A 22276-nucleotide genomic window follows, 5' to 3' on the forward strand; every position below is an offset into this window, starting at 1 on the left:
TCCGCGCACCATTGGGGAGTTCCACTTGCGCCTGCTACCGCTCGCCACCGCCCTCACGCTGGCCGTCGCCATGGGTGTGGCACCTGCGCAAGAAAGCCGCCTGCCCGATATCGGCTCCTCGGCCGGCGAGTTGCTGACCCCGGCGCGCCAGGCCGAGTACGGCAAGATGATGCTGGCCGAGTTGCGCAACTACGACTACGTGCTGGACGACCCGCTGATCACCGATTGGCTGCAGACCATGGGCACCCGGCTGGGCGCCAACAGCGACCAACCGCAGCAGCCGTTTACGTTTTTCATGCTGCGCGACCGCCAGATCAATGCGTTCGCCACTCTGGGCGGCTATGTCGCGGTCAATGCGGGGATGGTATTGACCGCCGAGCGCGAGGACGAAGTGGCCGCGGTGCTGTCGCACGAAATCGCCCACGTCACCCAACAGCACGTGCTGCGCGGGGTGGAGCGGGCGCAGCGCGACCGAATTCCGATCCTGCTCGGCATGCTGGCAGCGGTGGTCGCGGCGCAACAGGCCGGGGGCAATTCCAAGGGCGACGCCACCATGGCCACCATCACCAGTGCGATGGGGCTGATGCAGCAGCGGCAGATCGACTACACCCGCTCCAACGAATCCGAAGCCGACCGGCTAGGCATCCGCACGCTGGTGCGCAGCGGCTACGACGTAGATGCGATGGCCGGATTCTTCGAGCGCATGTCGGTGGCGATGCGCGCCAACGAAGGCGGCGACAGCGCGCCGGACTTCCTGCAGACCCACCCGGTCACCAGCAACCGCATCAGCGAGGCCAAGGCGCACGCCGAGCAGATGAAAAAGAACACCGTGGTAGTGACTACTTCGGTGCCGGGCGGGACCCGTCAGGAACGCGTGGACCCCGCCAACCCGTCGCTGTCCGAGCTGCTCAGCCCTAACGGCAATGCGCTGCTTCCGTATGCGCTGCGGCTGCCGGTGGATGCGCTCAGCCGGAGCGGCGATCAGCAGGGCTTCGACTGGGCCAAGGAGCGCCTGCGTGTTCTTAGCGCGACCACGCCGGATGCAGCCATTGGCGAATACGAAAACCTGCGTCGCAGTGCCAAGCAGGGGCTGACCGATGCGCAGCGCTACGGGCTGGCACTGGCGCGGCTGCGTAACAGCGGTGGCCGGCCGGGCGAACCGCTGGCCGAGCTGGCCAGCTTGCTCAAAGCGCATCCGGATAACGCATGGCTGGCGCTGGGCCTGAGTGAGGCGCAGGCGCGCGCCGGCCAGCGCGAGGTGGCCAATGCGCGCTTCGACGCGCTACTCAAGCAATTGCCGAACAATCGCGCAGTGGCGTTGACCTACGCTAGTGCACTCAATGAACAGGCCGGCAAGGAATCCGGCCAGCGCGCGCGCCAGGTACTGGAGCCGCTGCTGCACCGCAATAGCGAAGACCCGTTGCTGCAGCAGACCTATGCCCGCGCCTGCGAGCTGTCCGACGACTATCTGCGCGCCAGCGAGGCGTATGCGGAATCAGCGTATTTGAACGGTCGCCCCGAGCAGGCTTTGATCCAGCTAGAAGCGCTGAAAAAGAAAGATCTCGACTATGTGACACGGGCACGTGTGGATGCGCGCATTGCAGCGATTACCCCGACTGTGCTGGAGCTGCGTCGCCAAGGGATCCGCGACCCGGATTTGTCGACGCGCTAATGCCCGCGACGCGCTGTGCTATGTCAGGTCTTTCCAGTGCAAATAGAACGCTGCATGTACTGGTTGAGCGCGGCATAGCCCGCTTCGTAACGCCTCGATCCATATGGCATGCGCCCGGAATGTCACATTATAGTCACAAAACAGTAGTCTACTGACGATCAATCAAAGCCAGACGGTAAGCCCCGCGTGCAAAAACGCATTCTGATCGTCGATGACGAACCCGCGATCCGCGACATGGTGGCGTTCGCGCTGCGCAAGGGCGAGTTCGAACCCATCCATGCCGGCGACGCCCGCGAGGCGCAGACCGCCATCGCCGACCGCGTGCCGGATCTGATCCTGCTGGACTGGATGTTGCCAGGCACCAGCGGGCTGGACCTTGCACGCCGCTGGCGCAAAGAGCAGCTGACCCGCGAGATTCCGATCATCATGCTGACTGCACGCGGCGAAGAGAACGACCGCGTCGGTGGCCTGGAAGCCGGCGTCGACGATTACGTTGTTAAGCCGTTCTCAGCGCGTGAGTTGCTGGCACGTATCCGTGCGGTGATGCGCCGTACCCGCGAAGACGACGAAGACGGCAGCGTGGCGGTGGGTCGGCTGCGCATCGATGGCGCTGCGCATCGGGTGTTCGCTGGCGATGCGCCAGTGCCGATCGGCCCAACCGAATACCGCTTGCTGCACTTCTTCATGACCCATCCGGAGCGCGTGTATACGCGCACCCAGCTGCTGGATCATGTCTGGGGTGGCAGCGTGTATGTGGAGGAGCGCACCATCGACGTGCATATCCGCCGCCTGCGCAAGACGCTGGAACCGTTCGGCCTGGAAAACATGGTGCAGACTGTGCGTGGCTCGGGCTATCGTTTTTCTTCGGCAACCTAGTACGTGCCGCAAAGCCGGCCCGGCCGCAGGTTGGCCAGGTCGCATGCTACATGACGCTTCGTGGTAACGCCTTCCATGCCCCAACACATCCGTTCCGCCTGGCTCAAGACGCTTGGCACCCTTGCGCTGTTGTTGGGCGCTGCCGTGCTGGCGGGCGTGCTGATCGGGCACGTATGGATGGCGATGACGCTCACCGCATCAGGTGTGCTGGCCTGGCATTACTGGCGGCTGCGTCAGGTGCTGCGCCGCCTGACTGCACGTCAGCGTGCCGAGCCGGCGGCCGGTGTCGGCGCCTGGAACGAACTGGACCGGTTGCTGTATCGCAGCCAAGCCGAAATGCGCGGGCGCAAGCGCCGCCTGGTCGACATGTTGCGTACCTATCGCGCCGCCGCACAGGCGTTGCCCGACGCGGTGGTGGTGGTGGATCGCAACAGCCAGCATGTGCAGTGGTTCAACAAGGCCGCCGGTGGATTGCTCGGTCTGCATCATCCCGGCGACATGGGCGTGTCGGTGGTGGAGCGGCTGCAGCCGTTACCACTAGCGCATTGGCTGGCGGCCGGTCGAAATGCCGAGCCAATGCTCGATGCCGCCTCGCCGGTCGACCCGGATCTGCGCCTGAATCTGCGCCTGATCCCCTACTCCGACGATTACTGGCTGTTGGTGGCGCGCGATGTCAGCAAGCTGCTGCGGCTGGAACAGGTGCGCCGCGACTTCGTGGCCAACGTCTCCCACGAACTGCGTACGCCGCTGACAGTGGTGCACGGCTATCTGGACATGCTCGATCCGGAAGACTTCCCCGATTCGGGTCCTATGCTGGCGGAGATGCGCAAGCAATCGCAGCGCATGGCGCAGCTGGTCGAAGATCTATTGACGCTGTCGCGACTGGAATCTCAGGAAGAACTGGGCGAAGAACACGTGGCGATGGCGCCGATGCTCTCGACCTTGCGTCGCGAGGCCCAGGCACACAGCCAGGGCCGTCACACGGTGGAGGTGTTCGATGAGGCCGGCGTGGACCTGCTCGGCTCCAACAAGGAATTGCACAGCGCGTTTTCCAATCTTGTCACCAACGCGGTGCGCTATACGCCCTGCGGCGGCACGGTGACGATCCGTTTTGTGTGCGAAGGCGATGGCGCGGCACTGGCAGTGCGCGACACCGGCTACGGCATTCCCGCCTCGCATCTGCCGCGCATCACCGAACGCTTTTATCGCGTATCCAGCAGCCGCTCACGCGAGAGCGGCGGCACCGGACTTGGCTTATCGATCGTCAAGCATATCCTGGGGCTGCATCAGGCGCGTCTGGAGATCGAAAGCGAAGTGGGGCGCGGCAGCGAATTCTCGTGTCACTTCGTAGCTGCACGCGTGGTGCAGCGCGAGCAGTCACTGCCACTGACACGCTCGGCGTGATATGTAGTAAGAGCGACTAACAAAACTACTGCGCCGCCAGGCGGGCGCGGCCGGTGCTCGGAATCGGCATGTACCACGCGTACACTCCGGTTGCTGCGCGCCGTCCGCGTCCGCACCCACCTGACGACTGCTCGCTACGTTTTGTTAGCCGCTCTAAGTGCGCGCCGCGGTGCGATGCGCCCGCACAACGCGCGCTGCATTGCCTACGCTGCATGTCGTGCGCAGTAACCACGCACACTATCTCCGTCTTGATGACCGACTCCATGGGCCACGCCAAACACTTGCACGACGTCACACCGTCCGAAGACATCGCCACCGATCCGTTGCGCGATCCGGCGTTCTACATCAATCGTGAGCTGTCGCAACTGGACTTCAATTTTCGAGTGCTGGCGCAAGCGCTGGATGAGCAGGTGCCGTTGCTGGAACGGCTGCGTTTCCTGTGCATTTCCTGCACCAACCTGGACGAGTTCTTCGAGATCCGTGCGGCCACCGTGCGGCATGCGCAGGAGTTCGGTCTGCCACCCGCACCGGATGGATTGAGCCCGACGGCCATTCTCAACGCCGTACATGATCGTGCGGCAAAGTTGGTCGAGCAGCAGTATCACGCGTGGAACGAAGTGCTGCGCCCAGCGATGGAGTCGGCAGGCGTGGCGGTACTCAGCCGCACGGTGTGGAATTCGCGCCAGAAGCGTTGGCTGCGTGCGTACTTTCGCAACGAGATCATGCCGGTGCTGTCGCCTTTGGGTCTGGACCCGGCGCATCCGTTCCCGAAGATTCTCAACAAGACGTTGAACATTGTGGTGGTGCTGGAAGGCCAGGACGCATTTGGTCGCGCCGGCCACCTGGCCATCGTGCGCGCGCCGCGGTCGTTGCCGCGCATTATCCAATTGCCGGCGAGTTTGTCGCCGGACGGAACGCAGAGCTTCGTGTTCCTGTCTTCGGTGCTGTCCGAATTTATCGACGAATTGTTCCCGGGCATGCATGTCAAGGGCTCTTACCAGTTCCGTGTCACCCGCAATTCCGAACTGGTGGTGGACGAGGAAGAAGTCGAAAATCTTGCACTGGCCTTGCGCGACGAATTGGTCACGCGTGGCTACCGGCCGGCGGTGCGTCTGGAGATCGCGCATGATTGCCCGGCGCCGATCATGCGTACCTTGCTGCAGAATTTCGGGCTGAACGAAAACGCCATGTACCGCATCGTCGGGCCGGTCAATCTGAGCCGCGTCACCCAGGTCTACGACATGGTGCAGCGCCCCGAACTCAAGTATCCCTCGTTCAATCCGCGCACCCTGCGCGACAGCGAAGGCATCTTCGAGATCGTCAGCAAGGGCGATGTCATGCTGCATCATCCTTTCGATGCCTTCACTACGGTGCTGGACTTAATCCGCCAGGCCGCGATCGACCCGAACGTGCTCGCAATCAAGCAGACGCTTTACCGCACCGGCAAGGATTCTCTGATTGTCGATGCGTTGATCCTGGCCGCGCGCAACGGCAAGGATGTCACCGTGGTGGTGGAACTGCGCGCGCGTTTCGACGAAGAAGCCAACCTGGGCCTGGCCGACAAATTGCAGGAAGCCGGCGTGCAAGTGGTCTACGGCGTCGTTGGCTTCAAGACCCACGCCAAGATGCTGCTGATCGTGCGGCGCGAGGGGCGCAAGCTCAAACGCTATGTGCATCTGGGCACCGGCAACTACCACAGCGGCACCGCGCGCCTCTATACCGACATCAGCCTGATCACCGCGGATGTGGAAATCGGCAACGACGTGCATATGCTGTTCCAGCAATTGTCCGGGCTTGCACCGCGCATGAAGCTGGAACAGTTGCTGCAATCGCCGTTTACACTGCATGCCGGCGTGCTGAAACGGATCGAACGCGAAACCCGGCTGGCACGCAATGGTCGCCCCGGTCGCATCATCGCCAAGATGAACGCGCTCAACGAACCGCAGGTAGTGCGCGCGCTGTACACGGCCTCGCAAGCGGGCGTGCAGATCGACCTGATCGTGCGCGGCGCCTGCACGCTGCGGCCGGGCGTGCCGGGCGTTTCCGACAACATCCGCGTGCGGTCGATCGTGGGGCGTTTTTTGGAACATAGTCGCGTGTACTGGTTCGGCAACGATGGCGCGGCAGAACTGTATTGCGCCAGCGCCGACTGGCTGGAACGCAACCTGCTGCGGCGTGTGGAAACCTGCTTCCCGATCCTGGACCCGGACCTGGCCAAGCGCGCCTACCGCGAAGTGCTACAGAACTATTTGGACGACAACGTCAGCGCCTGGGAGCTGGATGCCGAGGGCGTGTACCACAAGCGCACACCGGGTCCGGGCGAGCCAGCGCATTCGGCGCAGATGATCTTGCTCGATCGGCTCTGAAACCGGCTGAGAAAACTAACGAGCGTCAGGTTAGGTACGCAAGCGCGTTTGGAACCGTAGTGGACGAGTGCTACATGCGACACCCAGCAGCGGACGGCCCCCTTGATGGCGAATGCCATCGCTTTGATAGCCTCTCACGGGGCAACGGCCCATCGGCTACCATGCGGCCATGCTAATGCCCTCCCCCACGATACCGCCCGTGCGCGATGGCGATTTTCTTGCCGCCATCGACTTAGGGTCCAACAGTTTCCACATGGTCATTGCGCGCTACCTGGTGGGTCAGCTGCGCGTCGTCGACCGCCTGCGTGAGACCGTGCGCATGGCCGACGGCCTGGATGGCAAAGGTGGCATCTCCGACGAAGCGCGTGAGCGCGCGCTCGAATGCCTGGCGCGTTTCGGTCAGCGCATCCGCGAAGTGCCCTCCTTGCGGGTGCGCGCATTGGCCACCAACACAGTACGTCAGCTGCGCTCGCCACAGGCGTTTTTGATGCCGGCCGAAACTGCGCTCGGGCACGCGATCGAAGTGGTCAGCGGACGCGAGGAAGCGCGCCTGATCTACCTGGGCGTGGCACATGCGCAACCGCCCAAGCCCGATCAACGCCGGCTGGTGATCGATATCGGTGGCGGCTCGACCGAATTTATCATCGGCTGCGGTTTTCAGACGCTGGAACGCGAAAGTCTGCAGGCCGGCTGCATCGCCAGCACGCGGCGCTTTTTCCCCGGTGGCAAGCTATCGAAAAAAAAATGGAAGGACGCGCTGACCGAGATCGGTGCCGAGTTCCAGCAGTTCGCCAACCAGTACAAAGCGCTGGGTTGGCATGAGGCGATCGGCTCATCGGGCACGCACAAGGCCATCGGCGAGATCTGTGCGGCAATGAAGCTCACCAAGGGCGCGATCACCGCCGAGGCGCTACCGGCGCTGCGCGAAGAACTGCTCAAGGCCAAGCGCATCGAAGACATCCAATTGCCTGGCCTGGCCGCCGAGCGCCGCCCGATCATTGCCGGCGGGATTCTGGTGCTTGAGGCAGCATTCCAAGCCCTTGGGCTGGAGAAGCTGATGGTCAGCAAGGCGGCGATGCGCGAAGGCATCTTGTACGACATGCTCGGCCGCGGCGGCGAAAACGACCCGCGCGACAGCTCGGTGGCCTCGCTGGTGCAACGCTACGGCATCGACGAAGTACAGGCGCGACGTGTGGAAGACACCGCATGCCGCCTATTCGACCAGGTTTGCGAATCCTGGCAACTGGATGGCGATGATGCGCAGGTGTTGCGCCGCGCCGCGCGCCTGCACGAGCTGGGCCTGATCATCGCGCACAGCCAATACCACGTGCATGGCAGCTACATCCTGGAACACTCGGATATCGCCGGTTTCTCGCGGCAAGAGCAACAGGTGCTGGCATCGCTGGTGCGCACACATCGGCGCAATGTGCCAAAGACCGCGTTCGAGGCGCTGCCCGATCGGCTGCTGTTGCCGACTCGCCGCAAGGCCGCCCTGCTGCGCTTGGCGGTGCTGCTGCACCGCGCGCACGAGACAGACCCGATCCCGACCCTGGAACTCACCGCCGATGACGCGCAATTGTCATTGATCCTGTCGCAAAGCTGGATCGACTCACGCCCGTTGCTACGCGCCGATCTGATCGGCGAAGTCGAAAGCATGGCCGGCCTAGGGATCGCGTTCAAACCATTTGTCGCCTGAGGCCTGCGGCCTCAGGCGGAATTCGGGATTCGGGATTAGGGATTAGGGATTCGCGATTCGCGATTCGCGATTCGTCGATCGCGACAGGTGATGCGTTACGTGATCGCCGAGATGCGTGGAAACCACTTTTGCGACTCTCCAATCCCGAATTTCCACTCCCCTCGCCCTTGTCACCGACACGTCTTGTCGGCGCAATATCAATGCCACCACGCTCCCGGAAGCTAGCGAAAACGGGAGAACGAGCATGCGCTACGCGATCGTTACCGAAACCTATCCCCCCGAAGTCAACGGTGTTGCGCTGACCGTGCATGGCCTAGAAACCGGCCTGCGCGCACGCGGACACCGGGTGGACGTCGTGCGCCCACGCCAGAGCAGCGATACCGACACAGCCACCGCGCTGCTGGTACGTGGTGCGTCGCTGCCGCGTTACCCGGGATTGAAATTCGGCCTGCCGGCCACGCAACGTCTCATCCGTCATTGGCGAACGAGGCAACCGGATGCGATTTACGTGGCCACCGAAGGCCCATTGGGCTGGTCGGCGATGCGCGCGGCACGTTGCCTCGGCATTCCGGTCGCCACCGGCTTCCACACGCGTTTCGACCAATACCTGCCCGACTACGGCGCCGCCTGGCTGCAAGGCACTGCGTTGCGCTGGATGCGACGCTTCCACAACCAGGCCGACGCCACGTTGGTACCGACACACGAGCTGCAACAATTTCTGCGCGACGGCGGTTTCGAGCGTGTGCAGTTGCTGGCGCGCGCGGTGGACAGCCAGAAGTTCGATCCAAACCGCCGCGACCTTGCATTGCGCGCCCAGTGGGGCATCGAAGGCCAAGGCTTGGCGGCGATCTATGTCGGGCGGATCGCCAACGAAAAGAATTTACCGCTGGCGATTCGCGCATTCCGCAAACTGCAGCAGATCCGACCCAAGGCGCGCTTGGTGTGGGTCGGCGATGGTCCTGCACGCGAAAAAGTCGCCCGCGACAACCCGGACTTCATCTTCTGCGGGATCCAGCGCGGCGATACGTTGGCGCGCCACTTCGCCAGCGGCGATCTGTTCCTGTTTCCCAGCCGCAGCGAAACCTTCGGCAACGTGACCTTGGAAGCGATGGCCAGTGGTGTGGCCACTGTCGCCTTCGATTACGGCGCCGCACGCGAGTATCTGCGCAACGGCCAGACTGGTGCAGCGGTGGACACCGATGAGGCCTTCATCCAGGCCACTATCGCTCTCGCAGAAGACGACGCGTTGCGCCAGCGCATGGGTACTGCGGCCGCGCAGGCGATGAAGAAATTGCATCCTGACAATGTGGTCTCCGATTTCGAAGCCATGCTGCTGGGCATCACCGCTGCACGGGGGCGTTATGTCGTCAACGCGGCTTGAGGTGTTGCGCGGTCACGAAGCGCGTTGGTGCCGACGCGCCAACTATTGTTGCCGGCGCAACCCGGTACGTCGCGCATTCGCCACGATCAGTCGCCTGGGCGACGGCGTGTTCTGGTACGGCCTGATGGGCTTGCTGGTGGTACTCGACGGCATGGACGGTGTGCGTGCGTCCGCACACATGGCAGCCAGCGGCGTGCTGGCACTGACGTTGTACAAAGCGCTCAAACGCTGGACCCGTCGCCCCCGCCCGTACGCAGCCGACGTGCGCATTCGCGCCTGGGTCGCGCCGCTGGACGAGTTCAGTTTCCCCTCCGGCCACACCTTGCACGCGGTGTCTTTCAGCATCGTGGCGTTGGCTTACTACCCCTGGCTCGCACCGCTGCTGGTGCCGTTTTCGGCCTGCGTGGCGCTTTCGCGCGTGGTGCTGGGGCTGCACTATCCAAGCGATGTGCTGGCCGCCACGGTGATCGGGGTGTTGCTGGCCGGTCTATCGCTGTGGGGGCTGCCGGTGATGTTGGGCTGATGAATTGATCGGCGGCCGAATGGTCCACCTGACGCGAAGGCAAGCGTCCGCACCGGCCCCTTCTCCCGTCGGAACATTGGCCTCTTTATGAGGCGAGGGTCCCGCAGGAGCGAGGAAAGGCCTGGCTGCTGAGAGAACCTGCGCATTGAACGAGGTTGCCGCCACAGGTCACCTCTGGCAGCTAGGATTTCTGGCCCCCGAATGCAGTACCAATACTCGACGCCGTAGGTGCGGCATCTTTGCGCACGACAGTTGCAGTGCCGATCCAACGCTTCGTCGAATCTCGAATCCATATTCTCGAATGCCTACTACCGAATCCCGGCCGGAGCCCGACCCGGCTCCCGTCCCGCGCTCCCGCCGTACAATGGCGCAATGACGACACTGCTCATTTCCGACCTGCATTTGGATCCGGCCCGGCCGGCGATCACCGAGTTGTTTCTGGACTTCCTGCACACGCAGGCGCCCGGTAGCGAGGCTCTCTACATCCTCGGCGATCTGTTCGAAGCCTGGATTGGCGACGACACGCCCTCCACCGCTGCCGATGCGGTTGCCGTGGCGCTGCACGCAGTGGCAGATAGCGGCGTGCCGGTGTTCTTCATGCCGGGCAATCGTGACTTTCTAGTTGGCGAGGGGTACGCGCAGCGTGCGGCCTTCCGCATCCTGCCCGACCCCACCGTCATCGATCTGTACGGGCACCCGACACTGCTGATGCACGGCGATTTGCTTTGCACCGACGACACCGCGTATCAGACGTTCCGTGCGCAGACCCGCGACCCGCTGTTTCAGGCGCAGTTTCTGGCGCAGCCGCTAGCGGCACGGGTGGCATTCGCGCAGCAGGCACGTGCTGCGAGCCAGGCGCGTCATGCAGAACTCAAGCAAGGCGACCAATCGCGCTTTGAAACCATCACCGACGTCACCCCGGCCGAAGTGGAAACGACCTTCCTGCATTACGGTTTGGACCGTCTGATCCACGGCCATACTCATCGCCCTGCGATCCACACCCTGCGAGCCGGCGGCCACACCTGCACACGCATTGTGCTGGGCGACTGGTACGAACAAGGCTCGGTATTGCGCGTCGATGCCGATGGCGTGTCGCTGGAGCAGTTAGCGCTTTAGAACGGCTAACAAAAACGAATGCGCTCACAGCCAGGCGGGCGCGGCAGGTATCGCTCCGGTTCTGAGCACCGTCCACACCCACCTAACGACCGCTCGCCACCTTCCAAATAATGCGCGCCGTTTGCGACCGAAGCGCGTTACTGCCCGCTACGCGTATGTTCGGTGTAGTCGACAAAATCGGCATTGACCACGTCGTACCAGAGCACCTTGCCACCAGCCTGCACGCGGAAGCGGTCGCGCACCGGGCTGGTCTGCGGATCACCGGGGCAGCCGTTACCATGACGCTCGTGCACCGCGAATTCGAAGGCGTCCGGCGTCGGCGCATCGCTCTGTTCGGACAGGATGCTGATGCAGCTGTCCGGATAAAAATGGTCGCTCTGCAAGCGTGCTTGGAGCACATGCAGCGCGCGTGCTTCAGCGTCGTTGCTGGTGGTCGGTGCGGGCACGGCAACTGCGGGTTTGGGTTGCGCGGCGCCTGGGTCGGCGGGCTCCTGTTTGCATCCAGCAACCGCTAGCGCAGCCAGGCACAGAACCGCATAACGCAGGGACGTAGACATGAGTGCTCCGCTCGACAAGACAGGGCCGGCCACTGCCGACGATGCGCCTAGTCTGCGCGATCGACGCGCGCGGGTGTAGCGGTAAAAGGCCCGGCGTATCCAGTGCCGGGCCGACTACTAACGATCAATGAGACATCAGCGCAAGCCGGCGATCGTCGCCTTAGAGCGGCTAACAAAACTACTGAGCCACCGCCAGGCGGGCGCAGCCGGTGCTCGGAATTTGCATTACCCCCCTTACACGCGCTGCGTTTACTCAGCGCTGCCCGCACCCACCTGGCGACTGCTCGCTACGTTTTTGTTAGCCGCTCTAAACCCCGCGCAGACATCTACCCACTGCTCAGCCAGCCTGCTCAACCAGATCGGCCAGTTCGGCCTCATCGAAACCTGCAAGCAGCCGCGCTTGGACATTGAAGGGCCCATGCAGATAACCGCCAGCGTATTCACGCAACAGTGTCTTGAAGCGCGAACGCGGCTCGACGCCGGCCTGCTCGCAATACCAACGGTACCAGCGTGAGCCGGCGGCCACATGCGCAACCTCTTCGCGCAAGATGATTTCTAGCACTTCTGCGGTGGCGGCATCGCCGAGCGAGCGCAGTTTGACGATCATCGCCGGCGTCACATCCAGGCCACGCGCTTCGAGCACACGCGGTACTAGCGCCATGCGTGCGAGACCTTCATGCGCGGTTTTCTCGCACATTTCCCACAGGCCGTTGTGCGCGGCGAAGTCGCCGTAGTCATGATCGTGCGCCTGCAGTCGCGCGCGTAACAGCATGAAGTGGCGCGATTCGTCGTCGGCCACCGTCACCCAATCGGCGTAGAACGCATCCGGCAACCCACGGAAGCGATACACCGCATCCCAGGCCAGATCGATCGCATTGAGTTCGATATGCGCGATGGCATGGATGAAGGCGGCGCGTCCTTCCAGCGTTCCCAATCCACGTCGCGGCAACGCGCGTGGATGCACCAACACCGGCGCGGCCGGTCGGCCCGGCATGCGGATCGGCTCGGGCGGCGCAGCCTGCAGCGAGGGCAACGGCAGCGTGTCGGCGCGAAACGCGGCTGCATACCGCTGCGTCAACGCGACCTTCTCCAGCGGATCGGCCGCTCGCAGGCAGGCGTGTGCAGCTTGTAGAAGATCCATTGTCACTGTATCGCTCACCGATGGGTCAGACCAGCGCGGCGATCAGAACGCGGCAGCGCGAGTGCGCAACGCTGCCGCACAACCTCAAGCGCGACGGCGCTTCTTGGCATCGTCCGAGCGCAGTTGCTGGATGCGTTCGAAATAGCCCGGCTCGATGCCGGTGATGTACTCGCCGTTGAAGCACGAGGAATCGAACTGCTTGATATCCGGATTACCTTCGCGCACGGCCACTTCCAGATCTTCCAGATCCTGGTAGATCAGCCAATCGCAGCCGAGAAATTCCTGAATTTCCAGCTCGCTGCGGCCATGCGCGATGAGCTCTTCGGCAGCCGGCATATCGATGCCATAGATGTTGGGGTAACGCACCGGCGGCGCGGCCGAGGCCAGATACACCTTTCGCGCGCCGGCATCGCGCGCCATCTGCACGATCTGCCGGCTGGTGGTGCCGCGCACGATCGAATCGTCGACCAGCAGCACCACACGGTTGCGGAATTCCAGATGGATCGGATTGAGCTTGCGACGCACCGATTTCTGCCGTTCGCCCTGCCCCTGCATGATGAAGGTGCGGCCCACGTAGCGATTCTTGACGAAGCCCTCGCGGTACTTCACCCCGAGCACGTTGGACATCTCCAACGCCACATCGCGCGAGGTGTCCGGGATCGGAATGATGGTGTCGATATCGTGATCGGGGCGCAGACGCAGGATCTTGTCGCCCAGCTTCAAGCCCATGCGCATGCGCGCTTTGTGCACCGAGATATTGTCGATCATCGAATCGGGACGCGCGAAATAGACGTACTCGAAGATGCATGGTGCGTGGTCGGTCGGTGCGGCGCAGATTTCCGAAAACAGCTCGCCGCGCGCAGTGATCACCAGCGCTTCGCCCGGGCGTACATCGCGCACGCGCTGATAGCCAAGAATATCCAGCGCCGCCGATTCGGAGGACACGATGTATTCGGTGCCTTCGGCGTGCTCGCGCTTGCCCAGCACCAGCGGACGGATGCCATGCGGGTCGCGGAACGCTACCAGACCCAAGCCCAGCACCACGCTGACGACCGCATAGCCACCCTTGCAGCGACGGTGCACGCCGGCCACCGCGCGGATCGCCGCCTCGGGGGTGAGCATGCGCTGCGCGTCCAGCTCGTAGGCAAATACGTTCAACAGCACTTCGCTGTCGGAATCGGTGTTGATGTTGCGGCGGTCGGCCTCGAACACCTGTTGGCGCAAAGCCTCGGTGTTGATCAGGTTGCCGTTGTGCGCCAGCGCGATGCCGTAGGGCGAGTTGACGTAGAACGGTTGCGCCTCGTCCATGCCTTCCGAGCCTGCGGTCGGATAGCGGCAGTGCGCGATGCCGACGCGGCCTTCCAGCACCGCCATCTTCTTTTCGTCGAAGACATCGCGCACCAACCCGTTAGCCTTCTGCACACGCAGACGCGTGCCATCGGCCGTGGCGATCCCTGCGGCGTCCTGGCCACGATGCTGGAGGACGGTCAGGCCGTCATAAAGCTGCCCGGCGACGTTCTGGTTGCCGACAATACCGACGATGCCACACATGGTACGCGTTCTCCGCTTCGGCTTGCGCCGTTACTGTGAATGTGGCCGTGCCCGGCCTTCTTGGGATTCGACCCGAGCCGGGTCGCTTTCTCCGCCGCGAACCTGCGCCGGATCGATAGTGGCCGGCATCGTTTTTTGCGCCGGATCGCGTTCGTCGCTGGCAGTTTTGCCGGACTTGCCAAGCGCATGCGTGATGGTGTCGCTGAGACCGGAACCCGCAAGCGCCTTGCCCAGGCCCGTAGTATCGCCTGCCGATGGCAACTTCCCCAACTCCGTTGGCAAGTTGCCGAGTTCCATCGATGGCATCTCCATTGACGGCATCCGCCAGGCGGGCAGTTGCGCCCGCATCCATCCCACGCCCGGCGACAGTATCGGCAGCAGTACCGACTGGCGCCAGGACCGCTCGCGCGGCAGCGGCGTAAAGCCCATCAGCAATACCAGCACGCTGGCCAGAAATCCGCCGCGCACCGCGCCAAGACCGAACCCGAGCATGCGGTCCATGCCGCCGAGCCGGACCGCATCAACGCAGGCACGGATCACAAGGCCGATCACTGCCACGGCGACCAGCACCCCGACGAAGACCATCGCGTAGCCGCCGAACGACTCGGTAGCCGATGGATGCTTGCCATCGGCCAACCAGCGCGCGACCGAACCGCCGAACTGGAACGTCGCCCAGCCGGCCAGCAACCAAGACAGCGTGCCGACCACGATCGCGACAAAGCCACGCAGCAAGCCCAACAGGGCCGACACCAGAATGATGACGCCCAATACCATATCGATCATTGCCAACTTCTCCGCGCGGCGCGCGCGCCGTTGGTCCAACGTGGCTCGGTGTTCATTGCCTCCTCTCCATGGGTATGAGGCGGATCGGCAATCCAGCCGCTGCCGGCAGCGTACCGCCCGGAGCTAGCGCAGACATGCCGGCGCGCAAGCACGACAGTGTACGAACGATCCTGCGCCTGAGCACGAACCACACCGCCTGACCGCCACACAGTCGTCTTACGGATGCGGACGGACCATGCCGGAAATGCCGACCTTGGCCGCCACCTGGGCACGCAACTGTTCGGCATCGCCGCGATTGGCCACCGGGCCGACACGCACCCGATTGAGCTCGCCCTTGTCGGTGCGGACCTGCTCGACAAACGCGCTGAAGCCAGCGGCGCGCACTCGGTCGCGCAACGCGTCGGCGTCTTCGGCGCGACCGAAGGCACCCAGCTGCACCGCGAAACCGACCCCACTGGCGGCGGGCGCTGACGGCGCGGCAGGCGCCGCGGCGGCGGTAGGCTTGGCAGGTTCGGGCTTAGCCGGCTCCACCTTCGCGACTTCAGGCTTGGCCGGCGCAGGTTTAGACGCTTCAGCCGGCTTGGGCGCGACGGTCACCTGCTTGGCCGGCTCCGGAGGCAGGCGTTCGGTCTTGGCAGGCGCGGTCGTGCTGGCGGCGGCGATGCTGCTGCTCGGCTTTGCGGCAGGCGCAGGCGTCGGTGCGGCTGCCGATGCAGGCGCGGCGGCATGCGCATCCAGGGTCACCACCTGGGCGTTGACGTCGCTACGCACCTTCACTGCCTGCAGGCGCGCCGACTCTGCCTGCGCCCGATCGACATACGGCCCAACGCGCACGCGCCAGGCCGGGCGACCATTGATCTGGGCCTTTTCGCTGAAGCCCGGCAACTGCGCCTGCTTGAGCCGCGCGATCACCGCATCGGCATCGGCGCTGGTGGCATATGCGCCGAAATTCACCGCGTAGTTGCCAGCTGCCACTTCAGGCGCGGATGGCGCACTGGACGGATTGGCTAGATCGGCCGCATCGGGGTTGTCCTGCACCGCTGCCGGCGCAGTGGCGGCACCGCGCATGCCCAGCGCGCCGCCGGTGGGCGCACTACCCGGGGTGACCAACGGCAATTCGCGGGTTTCGAACGCGCCATTGGCAGGCGCTGCAGGGGCATGGAGCGGCACATCGGCCACTCCGCTCGACGGCGCGGGGCCCTTGACCAGCATCGGCAGGAAGATCACGGCAAGCGCCACCAGAACGATGGCGCCAATCAGTCGCTGTTTCAGAGCAGTATCCACGGAAGAGACGAGAGGCGGCGTGGCGGGGTGCCGCAGCGATTATAAGGCCGCCGCCCGGCTACCGAACCTGGTGGCCTGAATGAAGTGCCTGCAATGCGTCGACCACGGTATGAAACGAGCCGAACACCAGCACCCGATCGCCGGTTATGGTAGAAGCAAGCACCGCGCGCAGCGCGTTGGCAACGTCGTGATGGCACAGTGCCTGCGCCGCGGCAGTACCGCGCAAGCGCGCCTGCAGCGCCTCGGCCGACTGACCGCGTGCGTCGACCAGACCTGCCAGCACCCAGTGGTCGATCTGCGCGGCGACCGCTGCCACCACGCCCAGCACGTCCTTGTCCGCCAGTGAGGCGTAGATCGCATACGTGCTGCCAGCGTGCGCTTGCGCGCCCAGTGCAGCGGCCAGCGCGCGCGCAGCCTGCGGGTTGTGGCCGACATCCAGCAACACCTGCACGCCATCGACATCGATGCGCTGCAAACGCCCGGCCACCTGCGCGTTGGTGATGCCCTGCGCCCAGGCCGCATCGGGCACGTCTACCGGCAAGGCCTGCAGCGCAGCGATCGCCGCGGCGGCGTTGGCCAGTTGCACAGGTGCGTGCATGGCCGGCATCGGCAATTCCAGCGTCACCGCCATATCGCGCCAGCGCCACTGCTGCGCGTCGGATTGCTGCGCGTCGATCGGCTCGAAGAAATAATCGCTGCCGGCACGGATCGCGTTGGCGCCCAGTTGGTAAGCACGCCGCAGCACGCTCGACGGCGGGTCGATCTCGCCCAGCACCACCGGCTTCCAGGCGCGGATGATGCCGGCCTTCTCAGTGCCGATTGACTCGCGGTCTTCGCCCAACCAATCGGTGTGATCGATATCCACGGTGGTGATCACCGCCACATCGGCATCGATGATGTTGACCGCGTCCAGGCGTCCGCCCAGGCCGATTTCCAGTACCGCCAACTCCAGTTCGGATTGCTGCAACAACCAGAGCGCCGCCAGCGTGCCGTACTCGAAATAGGTCAGCGCGGTCTCACCACGCGCCGCCTCGACCGCCGCGAATGCAGCGATCAGTTGCGCATCGCTGGCCTCGTTGCCGTCGATACGCACGCGCTCGTTGTAGCGCAGCAGATGCGGCGAGGTGTAGGTGCCCACCTTCCAACCGGCGGCGCGCCCGATCGCTTCGATGAAGGCGACGGTGGAGCCCTTGCCATTGGTGCCGCCCACAACGATGACGTGCCTGGCCGGCACTTCGATCTGCAGGCGCGCAGCGACTTCGCGCATGCGCTCCAGCCCCATGGCGATGGTTCGCGGATGCTGGCGCTCGATGTGGGCGAGCCAGTCGGAGAGAGTGTGCATTGCGTTCAGGACAATGACTGTGCGTGGGAAAAACGCATTATCGCCGCTTTCCACGCCATGCAGCGCCTGGACGTGAAATCAAGCCTGCCGCATGCAGTTGCGCTGGTAGCCTGCGTTGCGGTTTGAATCGCAGAGCATCGTTGTCTTGGTCTAAGAGCAGCTAACAAAACGTAGCGAGCAGCCAGCGACATGGAAGCGACACAACGCCTTGCCTGGCATCCTGCAGCGTGATCACATGCCGCTCGATGTCTTCGTCCCTGGCCGGCTTGCGCAGGGTCTTGCCCGGTGTTGCCCTGATCGGCGAACGTCACCGTTTGGTCGGTGACATGGCGCTGGAGCCGTCGCCAGAGAGCACGGCACGCCAACCCCTACTGGATGCCCCATTCGCGGTCCACCAGCACCTTGGCCCGCTCGTCGATGGTCGCATTAGCGCGGGCTTCCTCCTGTTTGTACACCTGCAGGACTTCCTCTTCGGTGGTCACGCCCTTCTCTGCGTCCTCGGAGCTGGCGTTGCCAAGTGCATACGCGGATTCCACCGCTGCCCTCCCCTCCAAATCATGCACGGAAACGTAGGCCCGCAACGGCGGCCACATTTGCCGTTTCCCCGTCAGCTCGTTTGTGCTTTGGAGCAAATCGCGGCGCGACATCCCTAGATCTTTGATTGCCTCCTGCAGCAGCTTTAGCGCTTCCTCCTGCTGCAGCGCCCTTAGCGCCTGCTTCCTCTCCTCATTCAACTTCCGCAGCTCGTCCACCTGCCCCACCGGCGGCTCCACCGGCAGCTTCACCTGCTCATCCATATGCATGAGCTTGTGCTCCAGCATTTTAGAGAACGCGGTTCTAACGTCACCAAACACGGTCAGCCCGCCGCCGCCCACCCGCGTCATACCATCATCCACGTTCACGCGCTTGTTGGTGTGATCGCGCAAAAAGTCCTCGAAGACGCTTCGGAATGAGCTGGATTGGATGGCATGGGCCACCACCTTGTCCAGAAGCGGCATGTCGCTAGGTGTCATTGCTCTGCCGTAGTTCCGAGCGTTTTGCGCAATAGCCCGCGTCCATTTGTCGAAGCACTCCACCAGAGCGGGGTTCTTGGGTTCGATGCGCTCTAGCGCGCTCTTGAATTGGGGCACGCGGTTCCATGATGCCGTGGCCTGTTCGAGCTGACTCCGCAATCTGACGGCACGCCGATTTTCCGCAGCCTGCTCCTGCGCCCGCGCCGCCTCGGGGTGGCGGATCCGGTGCAACTGTATTTTCATATGAAGTGGCACCCTGATTTCGCAGTCAGCGGGAAGCCGAGCCAGGCACTGTGGAAGGGTCCGCATACCTGTATCGGTCAAGTCAAGGAGCTTCAACTGCGAGAGGTCCCCCAGGCTATCGGGCAAATCCATGAGATTTTTGCAGTTTCTCAGCGACAGTTCCTTCAGCCCGCTCAATTGCCCTATGGTCTGTGGCAATTGCGCCAGTTCGAGGTTGGAGGCCAGGTCGAGTTTTTCCAGCTTGTTCAGTTGCCCTATATTCTCTGGCAATTGCGTCAGAATGGAGTTGGAGGACAGTGTGAGCTCTTTCAACTCTTTTAGTTGGGTCAAGCTGTCTGGCAGGCGCTCCAGTGACTTCGAGCGCAGGGTCAATGACCGGAGCTGCTGCAACTTGCCGATGTCTTCAGGCAACTGCTGCAAACACTTTGATTTTAAAGTCAGCTGATACAACTGGCTCAGTTGCGTCACACTGGCTGGCAGACGCGTATATTCCCCCCCGATCAGCGTGAGGTCGCGCAGACTTTGCAGGTTTCCCAGGTCGTCCGGCAATTTCTTCAGTGGCAGCATGCTCAACTGCAGGGTATTCAGCTTGGGGAGGCGCGTCAACGACGATGGCAGCGTTTTCAGATTCGGCGAATTTCCCACCTCCAGATGGCGCAGCTCACCTAGCTGCCCCAAGCTTTCAGGCAGTGAGGTCAGCGAGGTCAAACACAGCGACAGTTTTTGCAGGCCATGCAGCATCTGACCGATGGCGTCGGGCAATGTCTCGGCAGGAAGGACTTCTATTTTAAGCGTGCTGCCTCTACTGGCGGCGGTACTTTTGAGCAAGTCGGCCACTATGTGTAGAGCAATCTCCGGGGTATTACCTACGCTGGGGTCGAACATGCTGACGCCAGGGATGTGTCCCACCTGTTCCGCCCTCGGCAGGCTGCGCTCGAGCCAGTCGTCGATTGCCTGCTCTACGGTGACCGGTGGGTCATCAGAAGACGTTCCAGCCGTCGCGACCGAAGGCATTGCCAAAATCGGCCGTGCCCGGGACAACCCCCCCGGTCTTGTAGCTCTGGGCTGAAATCTTGTAGCTCTGGGCTGAAAGCGGTTTGCCGATGGCGTGTCCGCGGGCGGCTGCGGCTGCGGCCGCGGCCGCGTGTTCGGCCGCGGCCGCGTGTTCAGGGGGGCGAGTATGCCCTGCTCCGCACCGGGAGATTCGCGTTGCGTGGCGTCTTCGGCAGGTGCGCCCCCTGTGGTGTCGGTTCGCTGACGAGAGGGCAGGAGGCGGCTGAAATTGCTGCGGATGTTGTTGAACATGGCGTTGTGCTCGGCGAGTTCAGCGGGATTACAGAGATCCCTGAAACCCCAGGCTAATTGCCAATTATGGCCATCGCGACGCGGAAGCGAAAACGTTACGTCACTATGCGAACCGGACGCTTGCCGATAAACACGCTCCACGCCGCGGGGGCGCCCGCGCGCGCAATCACCAAGTACGCGCCCCGCTTGGCCTTCAGCGCACTAAACGCCATGACACGTAGCTATCCATTCAGTCGGAATCTACTAAAGAGCTGGCGCTGGAGCCGGGGATACCTCAGTTCCAGGAACCGTCTTACCCAATAGACCATCTATTCAGTAACTTGCACACGATGGCGGCCGCTCTGGAGCGGGCGAAGGGAACAGAATTGACTGCGATAAATCGACGCAAATTCCCTCGCACCCCTTGTTTTATAAGGGTTTCCGCTAGGTAACGGATTAGTGAGTCTGGAGGGCACCCCAGAGGGGACACCACGACGCCTAAGGACTGCGCCGACACCGCAGATTTTTGTATCGCCCCCATTGACGAATTTTCGTCCTGTCATATCCCTACTTCCATCTTTCGATGGAAGTGACCCATGACCAGCAACCCTTCCGCAGCACTCAACGATTACATCGCCTCGCCCTTCGGCCTCCTGCATTTGGAAGGCATCCACATTGGCCGCTACCGTATTGACCTCGCTATCGTCCGAGGCCGGGAAGCCGCCATCAATCTCCAAGAATGCATCCTCGCCGCGCTCGACGAAACCGGACGGAAGAGCGGTCTGAAGAACAGCACGCGCTATCCTGCGCAGCTGCCCATGGGCACGCCGGCGCGCCCTCTGGCCAAGGAGATCGAGGATCATCTGGAGGACATGCGTCGCCGGCAACTGGAGCCCAAAACCATCCAGTCCACCGAGCGCACGTTGAAGCTCCTGCTTCTTACCTGCGGCAACATCTCCGCGGCTCGAGTGGACTATTACCACATCCAGGCGCTCTGGAAACTGCTGCGCTGGGCCCCAAGGAACCTGATGTCGGATCCACTGCTGAAGGACCTCTCCTTCGACGAGGCGATCGCGCTGGGGAAAGAGCAAGACGTGCCACCGCTGTCACCTGCCACGGAAGAGCGTCACCGCCGATTCCTTGTTGCCTTCTTCAACCACTTGGTCAACGGACAAGCCATTGACTTGTCACCGATGAAAGCCTTCCGGAAGCCCAAGGAAGATCACACCATCAACCCCGACAAGGCGATCCGCTTGTTCGAGGACGCAGACCTGCAAGCCATTTTTGACCCCGCGACATTCATCCCCTGGGCCAAGAAGCCGCAGTATTGGTGGGCACCGATGCTCGGCCTGTATACCGGTGCTCGCGTCAATGAGGTGTGCCAGCTGAAGTTGACAGACATCATCGAGGAGCGCGGGGTGTGGTGCATTGCTTTCCAGAAGACGTTGGACCAAGACCTGGCCGCAGACCCGAAGCGACGTCGGCGCAGCCGGCAAAGCATGAAAGGCGCTGGCTGCATGCGCGTCATCCCCATCGCCAAGCCGCTCTTGGAGGCGGGCTTCCTGGAGTTCGTGGAGGACATGAAGGAAACGGGCCATCCTCGGCTGTTCCCCCTGCTCTCTGCGGGCGTGAACCGCACGACGGGGGAAACCAACGCTCGCTACAGTCAGCAGTTCGTGGTGGACTTTGGGCGCTACCTGAAGAGCCTGGGCTTCCCCAAAGGCATCGGGTTCCATGCCTTCCGCCACACGCTGGCCACCGAGCTCGATGTCCAGGACGTTCCGGAGAAGGAGATTGCCCTGGTCACAGGCCACAGCACCGATCCCCGCGACCGGGTCCAGGTGCTGCGCAGGCACTACCTCCACAAGAAGCCTCAGGTGACGCGCAGCAAGCAGATCAGCGCTTTGGAGCTGTATCAGCCCAACGTGGACCTGCCGCGCTACCAGCGGGGGCAGTTCGACAAGTGCTTGGCTGATCCTAGCAAGTTCTACCCTTGAGGCGGACTTGCATACGCCGCGCAAACCGTGCTAAAGTTTCTCATACC

At 63.1% G+C, this 22276-nt stretch carries 16 protein-coding genes and 2 other RNA genes; 11 read left to right on the forward strand and 7 right to left on the reverse strand.

The features are described from left to right. Nucleotides 1-25: 25 nt before the first annotated feature. The 9 genes from J5I97_RS15215 to lpxH all read left to right on the forward strand — a co-directional run bounded on the left by J5I97_RS15215 (nt 26) and on the right by lpxH (nt 11034). Nucleotides 26-1672, forward strand: a complete 1647-nt coding sequence (locus J5I97_RS15215) for a M48 family metalloprotease (RefSeq protein WP_208587417.1) — start codon at nt 26-28, stop codon at nt 1670-1672. A 186-nt stretch (nt 1673-1858) separates the two neighbouring features. Further along, complete coding sequence (gene phoB, locus J5I97_RS15220; RefSeq protein ID WP_002806631.1) at nt 1859-2548, forward strand: phosphate regulon transcriptional regulator PhoB; 690 nt, start codon at nt 1859-1861, stop codon at nt 2546-2548. A 75-nt stretch (nt 2549-2623) separates the two neighbouring features. After that, nucleotides 2624-3952: a phosphate regulon sensor histidine kinase PhoR gene (gene phoR / locus J5I97_RS15225; RefSeq protein WP_208587418.1), complete on the forward strand. Its 1329-nt coding sequence runs from the start codon at nt 2624-2626 to the stop codon at nt 3950-3952. A gap of 68 nt (nt 3953-4020) precedes the next feature. Further along, a non-coding RNA gene (locus J5I97_RS15230) (sX9 sRNA) lies at nt 4021-4102 on the forward strand. Between the two features lie 113 nt (nt 4103-4215). Beyond that, a complete protein-coding gene (ppk1, locus tag J5I97_RS15235) occupies nt 4216-6318 on the forward strand; it encodes a polyphosphate kinase 1 (protein ID WP_208591776.1) in 2103 nt (700 codons plus the stop codon). Nucleotides 6319-6493: 175 nt separating this feature from the next. Continuing rightward, complete coding sequence (gene ppx / locus J5I97_RS15240; protein ID WP_208587420.1) at nt 6494-8014, forward strand: exopolyphosphatase; 1521 nt, start codon at nt 6494-6496, stop codon at nt 8012-8014. Nucleotides 8015-8258: 244 nt separating this feature from the next. Next, complete coding sequence (locus J5I97_RS15245; RefSeq protein WP_208587422.1) at nt 8259-9395, forward strand: glycosyltransferase family 4 protein; 1137 nt, start codon at nt 8259-8261, stop codon at nt 9393-9395. Beyond that, nucleotides 9376-9918, forward strand: a complete 543-nt coding sequence (locus tag J5I97_RS15250; RefSeq protein ID WP_208587423.1) for a phosphatase PAP2 family protein — start codon at nt 9376-9378, stop codon at nt 9916-9918. The genes J5I97_RS15245 and J5I97_RS15250 overlap by 20 nt, the downstream gene beginning before the upstream one ends. A gap of 372 nt (nt 9919-10290) precedes the next feature. Continuing rightward, nucleotides 10291-11034 carry a UDP-2,3-diacylglucosamine diphosphatase gene (lpxH, locus tag J5I97_RS15255; RefSeq protein WP_208587425.1) on the forward strand — a complete coding sequence of 248 codons (744 nt, stop codon included), beginning with the start codon at nt 10291-10293 and terminating at the stop codon, nt 11032-11034. A gap of 137 nt (nt 11035-11171) precedes the next feature. Here the strand turns inward: lpxH and J5I97_RS15260 are convergent, their stop codons facing one another. Further along, on the reverse strand, nt 11172-11591 hold the full coding sequence (locus J5I97_RS15260; RefSeq protein WP_208587427.1) for a hypothetical protein: 420 nt from the start codon (nt 11589-11591) through the stop codon (nt 11172-11174). 238 nt (nt 11592-11829) lie between these two features. On the opposite strand from J5I97_RS15260, the gene J5I97_RS15265 reads away from it, so the two are divergent. Further along, a non-coding RNA gene (locus tag J5I97_RS15265) (sX9 sRNA) lies at nt 11830-11895 on the forward strand. A gap of 33 nt (nt 11896-11928) precedes the next feature. Here J5I97_RS15265 and J5I97_RS15270 read toward each other — a convergent pair. From J5I97_RS15270 to J5I97_RS15295, 6 genes are all read right to left on the reverse strand, one after another. After that, nucleotides 11929-12732, reverse strand: coding sequence for a ferritin-like domain-containing protein (locus J5I97_RS15270; RefSeq protein ID WP_208587428.1), 804 nt, complete (start codon nt 12730-12732; stop codon nt 11929-11931). An 84-nt stretch (nt 12733-12816) separates the two neighbouring features. After that, complete coding sequence (purF, locus tag J5I97_RS15275) at nt 12817-14283, reverse strand: amidophosphoribosyltransferase (RefSeq protein WP_208587430.1); 1467 nt, start codon at nt 14281-14283, stop codon at nt 12817-12819. A gap of 30 nt (nt 14284-14313) precedes the next feature. Beyond that, entirely contained in the window at nt 14314-15066 is a 753-nt protein-coding gene (locus J5I97_RS15280; protein ID WP_208587432.1) for a CvpA family protein, read from the reverse strand. A 216-nt stretch (nt 15067-15282) separates the two neighbouring features. Beyond that, nucleotides 15283-16350, reverse strand: a complete 1068-nt coding sequence (locus tag J5I97_RS15285) for an SPOR domain-containing protein (protein WP_208587433.1) — start codon at nt 16348-16350, stop codon at nt 15283-15285. A 58-nt stretch (nt 16351-16408) separates the two neighbouring features. Further along, entirely contained in the window at nt 16409-17701 is a 1293-nt protein-coding gene (gene folC, locus J5I97_RS15290) for a bifunctional tetrahydrofolate synthase/dihydrofolate synthase (protein WP_208591777.1), read from the reverse strand. 359 nt (nt 17702-18060) lie between these two features. Further along, on the reverse strand, nt 18061-19962 hold the full coding sequence (locus J5I97_RS15295; RefSeq protein WP_430541807.1) for a leucine-rich repeat domain-containing protein: 1902 nt from the start codon (nt 19960-19962) through the stop codon (nt 18061-18063). 866 nt (nt 19963-20828) lie between these two features. Here J5I97_RS15295 and J5I97_RS15300 point away from each other — a divergent pair. Further along, on the forward strand, nt 20829-22229 hold the full coding sequence (locus tag J5I97_RS15300; RefSeq protein WP_208587435.1) for a site-specific integrase: 1401 nt from the start codon (nt 20829-20831) through the stop codon (nt 22227-22229). Nucleotides 22230-22276 lie beyond the last annotated feature (47 nt).

Origin of the sequence: Xanthomonas fragariae, assembly GCF_017603965.1 — a bacterium.
In the GTDB taxonomy this organism is placed as follows: Bacteria; Pseudomonadota; Gammaproteobacteria; order Xanthomonadales; family Xanthomonadaceae; genus Xanthomonas; species Xanthomonas fragariae_A.

Bases quoted from the DNA above. Each gene is read 5' to 3' on its own strand.
- phoR (WP_208587418.1), top strand. From the start codon at position 2,624: ATGCCCCAACACATCCGTTCCGCCTGGCTCAAGACGCTTGGCACCCTT.
- ppk1 (WP_208591776.1), top strand. From the start codon at position 4,216: ATGGGCCACGCCAAACACTTGCACGACGTCACACCGTCCGAAGACATC.
- ppx (WP_208587420.1), top strand. From the start codon at position 6,494: ATGCCCTCCCCCACGATACCGCCCGTGCGCGATGGCGATTTTCTTGCC.
- J5I97_RS15245 (WP_208587422.1), top strand. From the start codon at position 8,259: ATGCGCTACGCGATCGTTACCGAAACCTATCCCCCCGAAGTCAACGGT.
- J5I97_RS15250 (WP_208587423.1), top strand. From the start codon at position 9,376: ATGTCGTCAACGCGGCTTGAGGTGTTGCGCGGTCACGAAGCGCGTTGG.
- lpxH (WP_208587425.1), top strand. From the start codon at position 10,291: ATGACGACACTGCTCATTTCCGACCTGCATTTGGATCCGGCCCGGCCG.
- J5I97_RS15260 (WP_208587427.1), bottom strand. From the start codon at position 11,591: ATGTCTACGTCCCTGCGTTATGCGGTTCTGTGCCTGGCTGCGCTAGCG.
- J5I97_RS15270 (WP_208587428.1), bottom strand. From the start codon at position 12,732: ATGGATCTTCTACAAGCTGCACACGCCTGCCTGCGAGCGGCCGATCCG.
- purF (WP_208587430.1), bottom strand. From the start codon at position 14,283: ATGTGTGGCATCGTCGGTATTGTCGGCAACCAGAACGTCGCCGGGCAG.
- J5I97_RS15280 (WP_208587432.1), bottom strand. From the start codon at position 15,066: ATGATCGATATGGTATTGGGCGTCATCATTCTGGTGTCGGCCCTGTTG.
- J5I97_RS15295 (WP_430541807.1), bottom strand. From the start codon at position 19,962: ATGCCTTCGGTCGCGACGGCTGGAACGTCTTCTGATGACCCACCGGTC.
- J5I97_RS15300 (WP_208587435.1), top strand. From the start codon at position 20,829: ATGACCAGCAACCCTTCCGCAGCACTCAACGATTACATCGCCTCGCCC.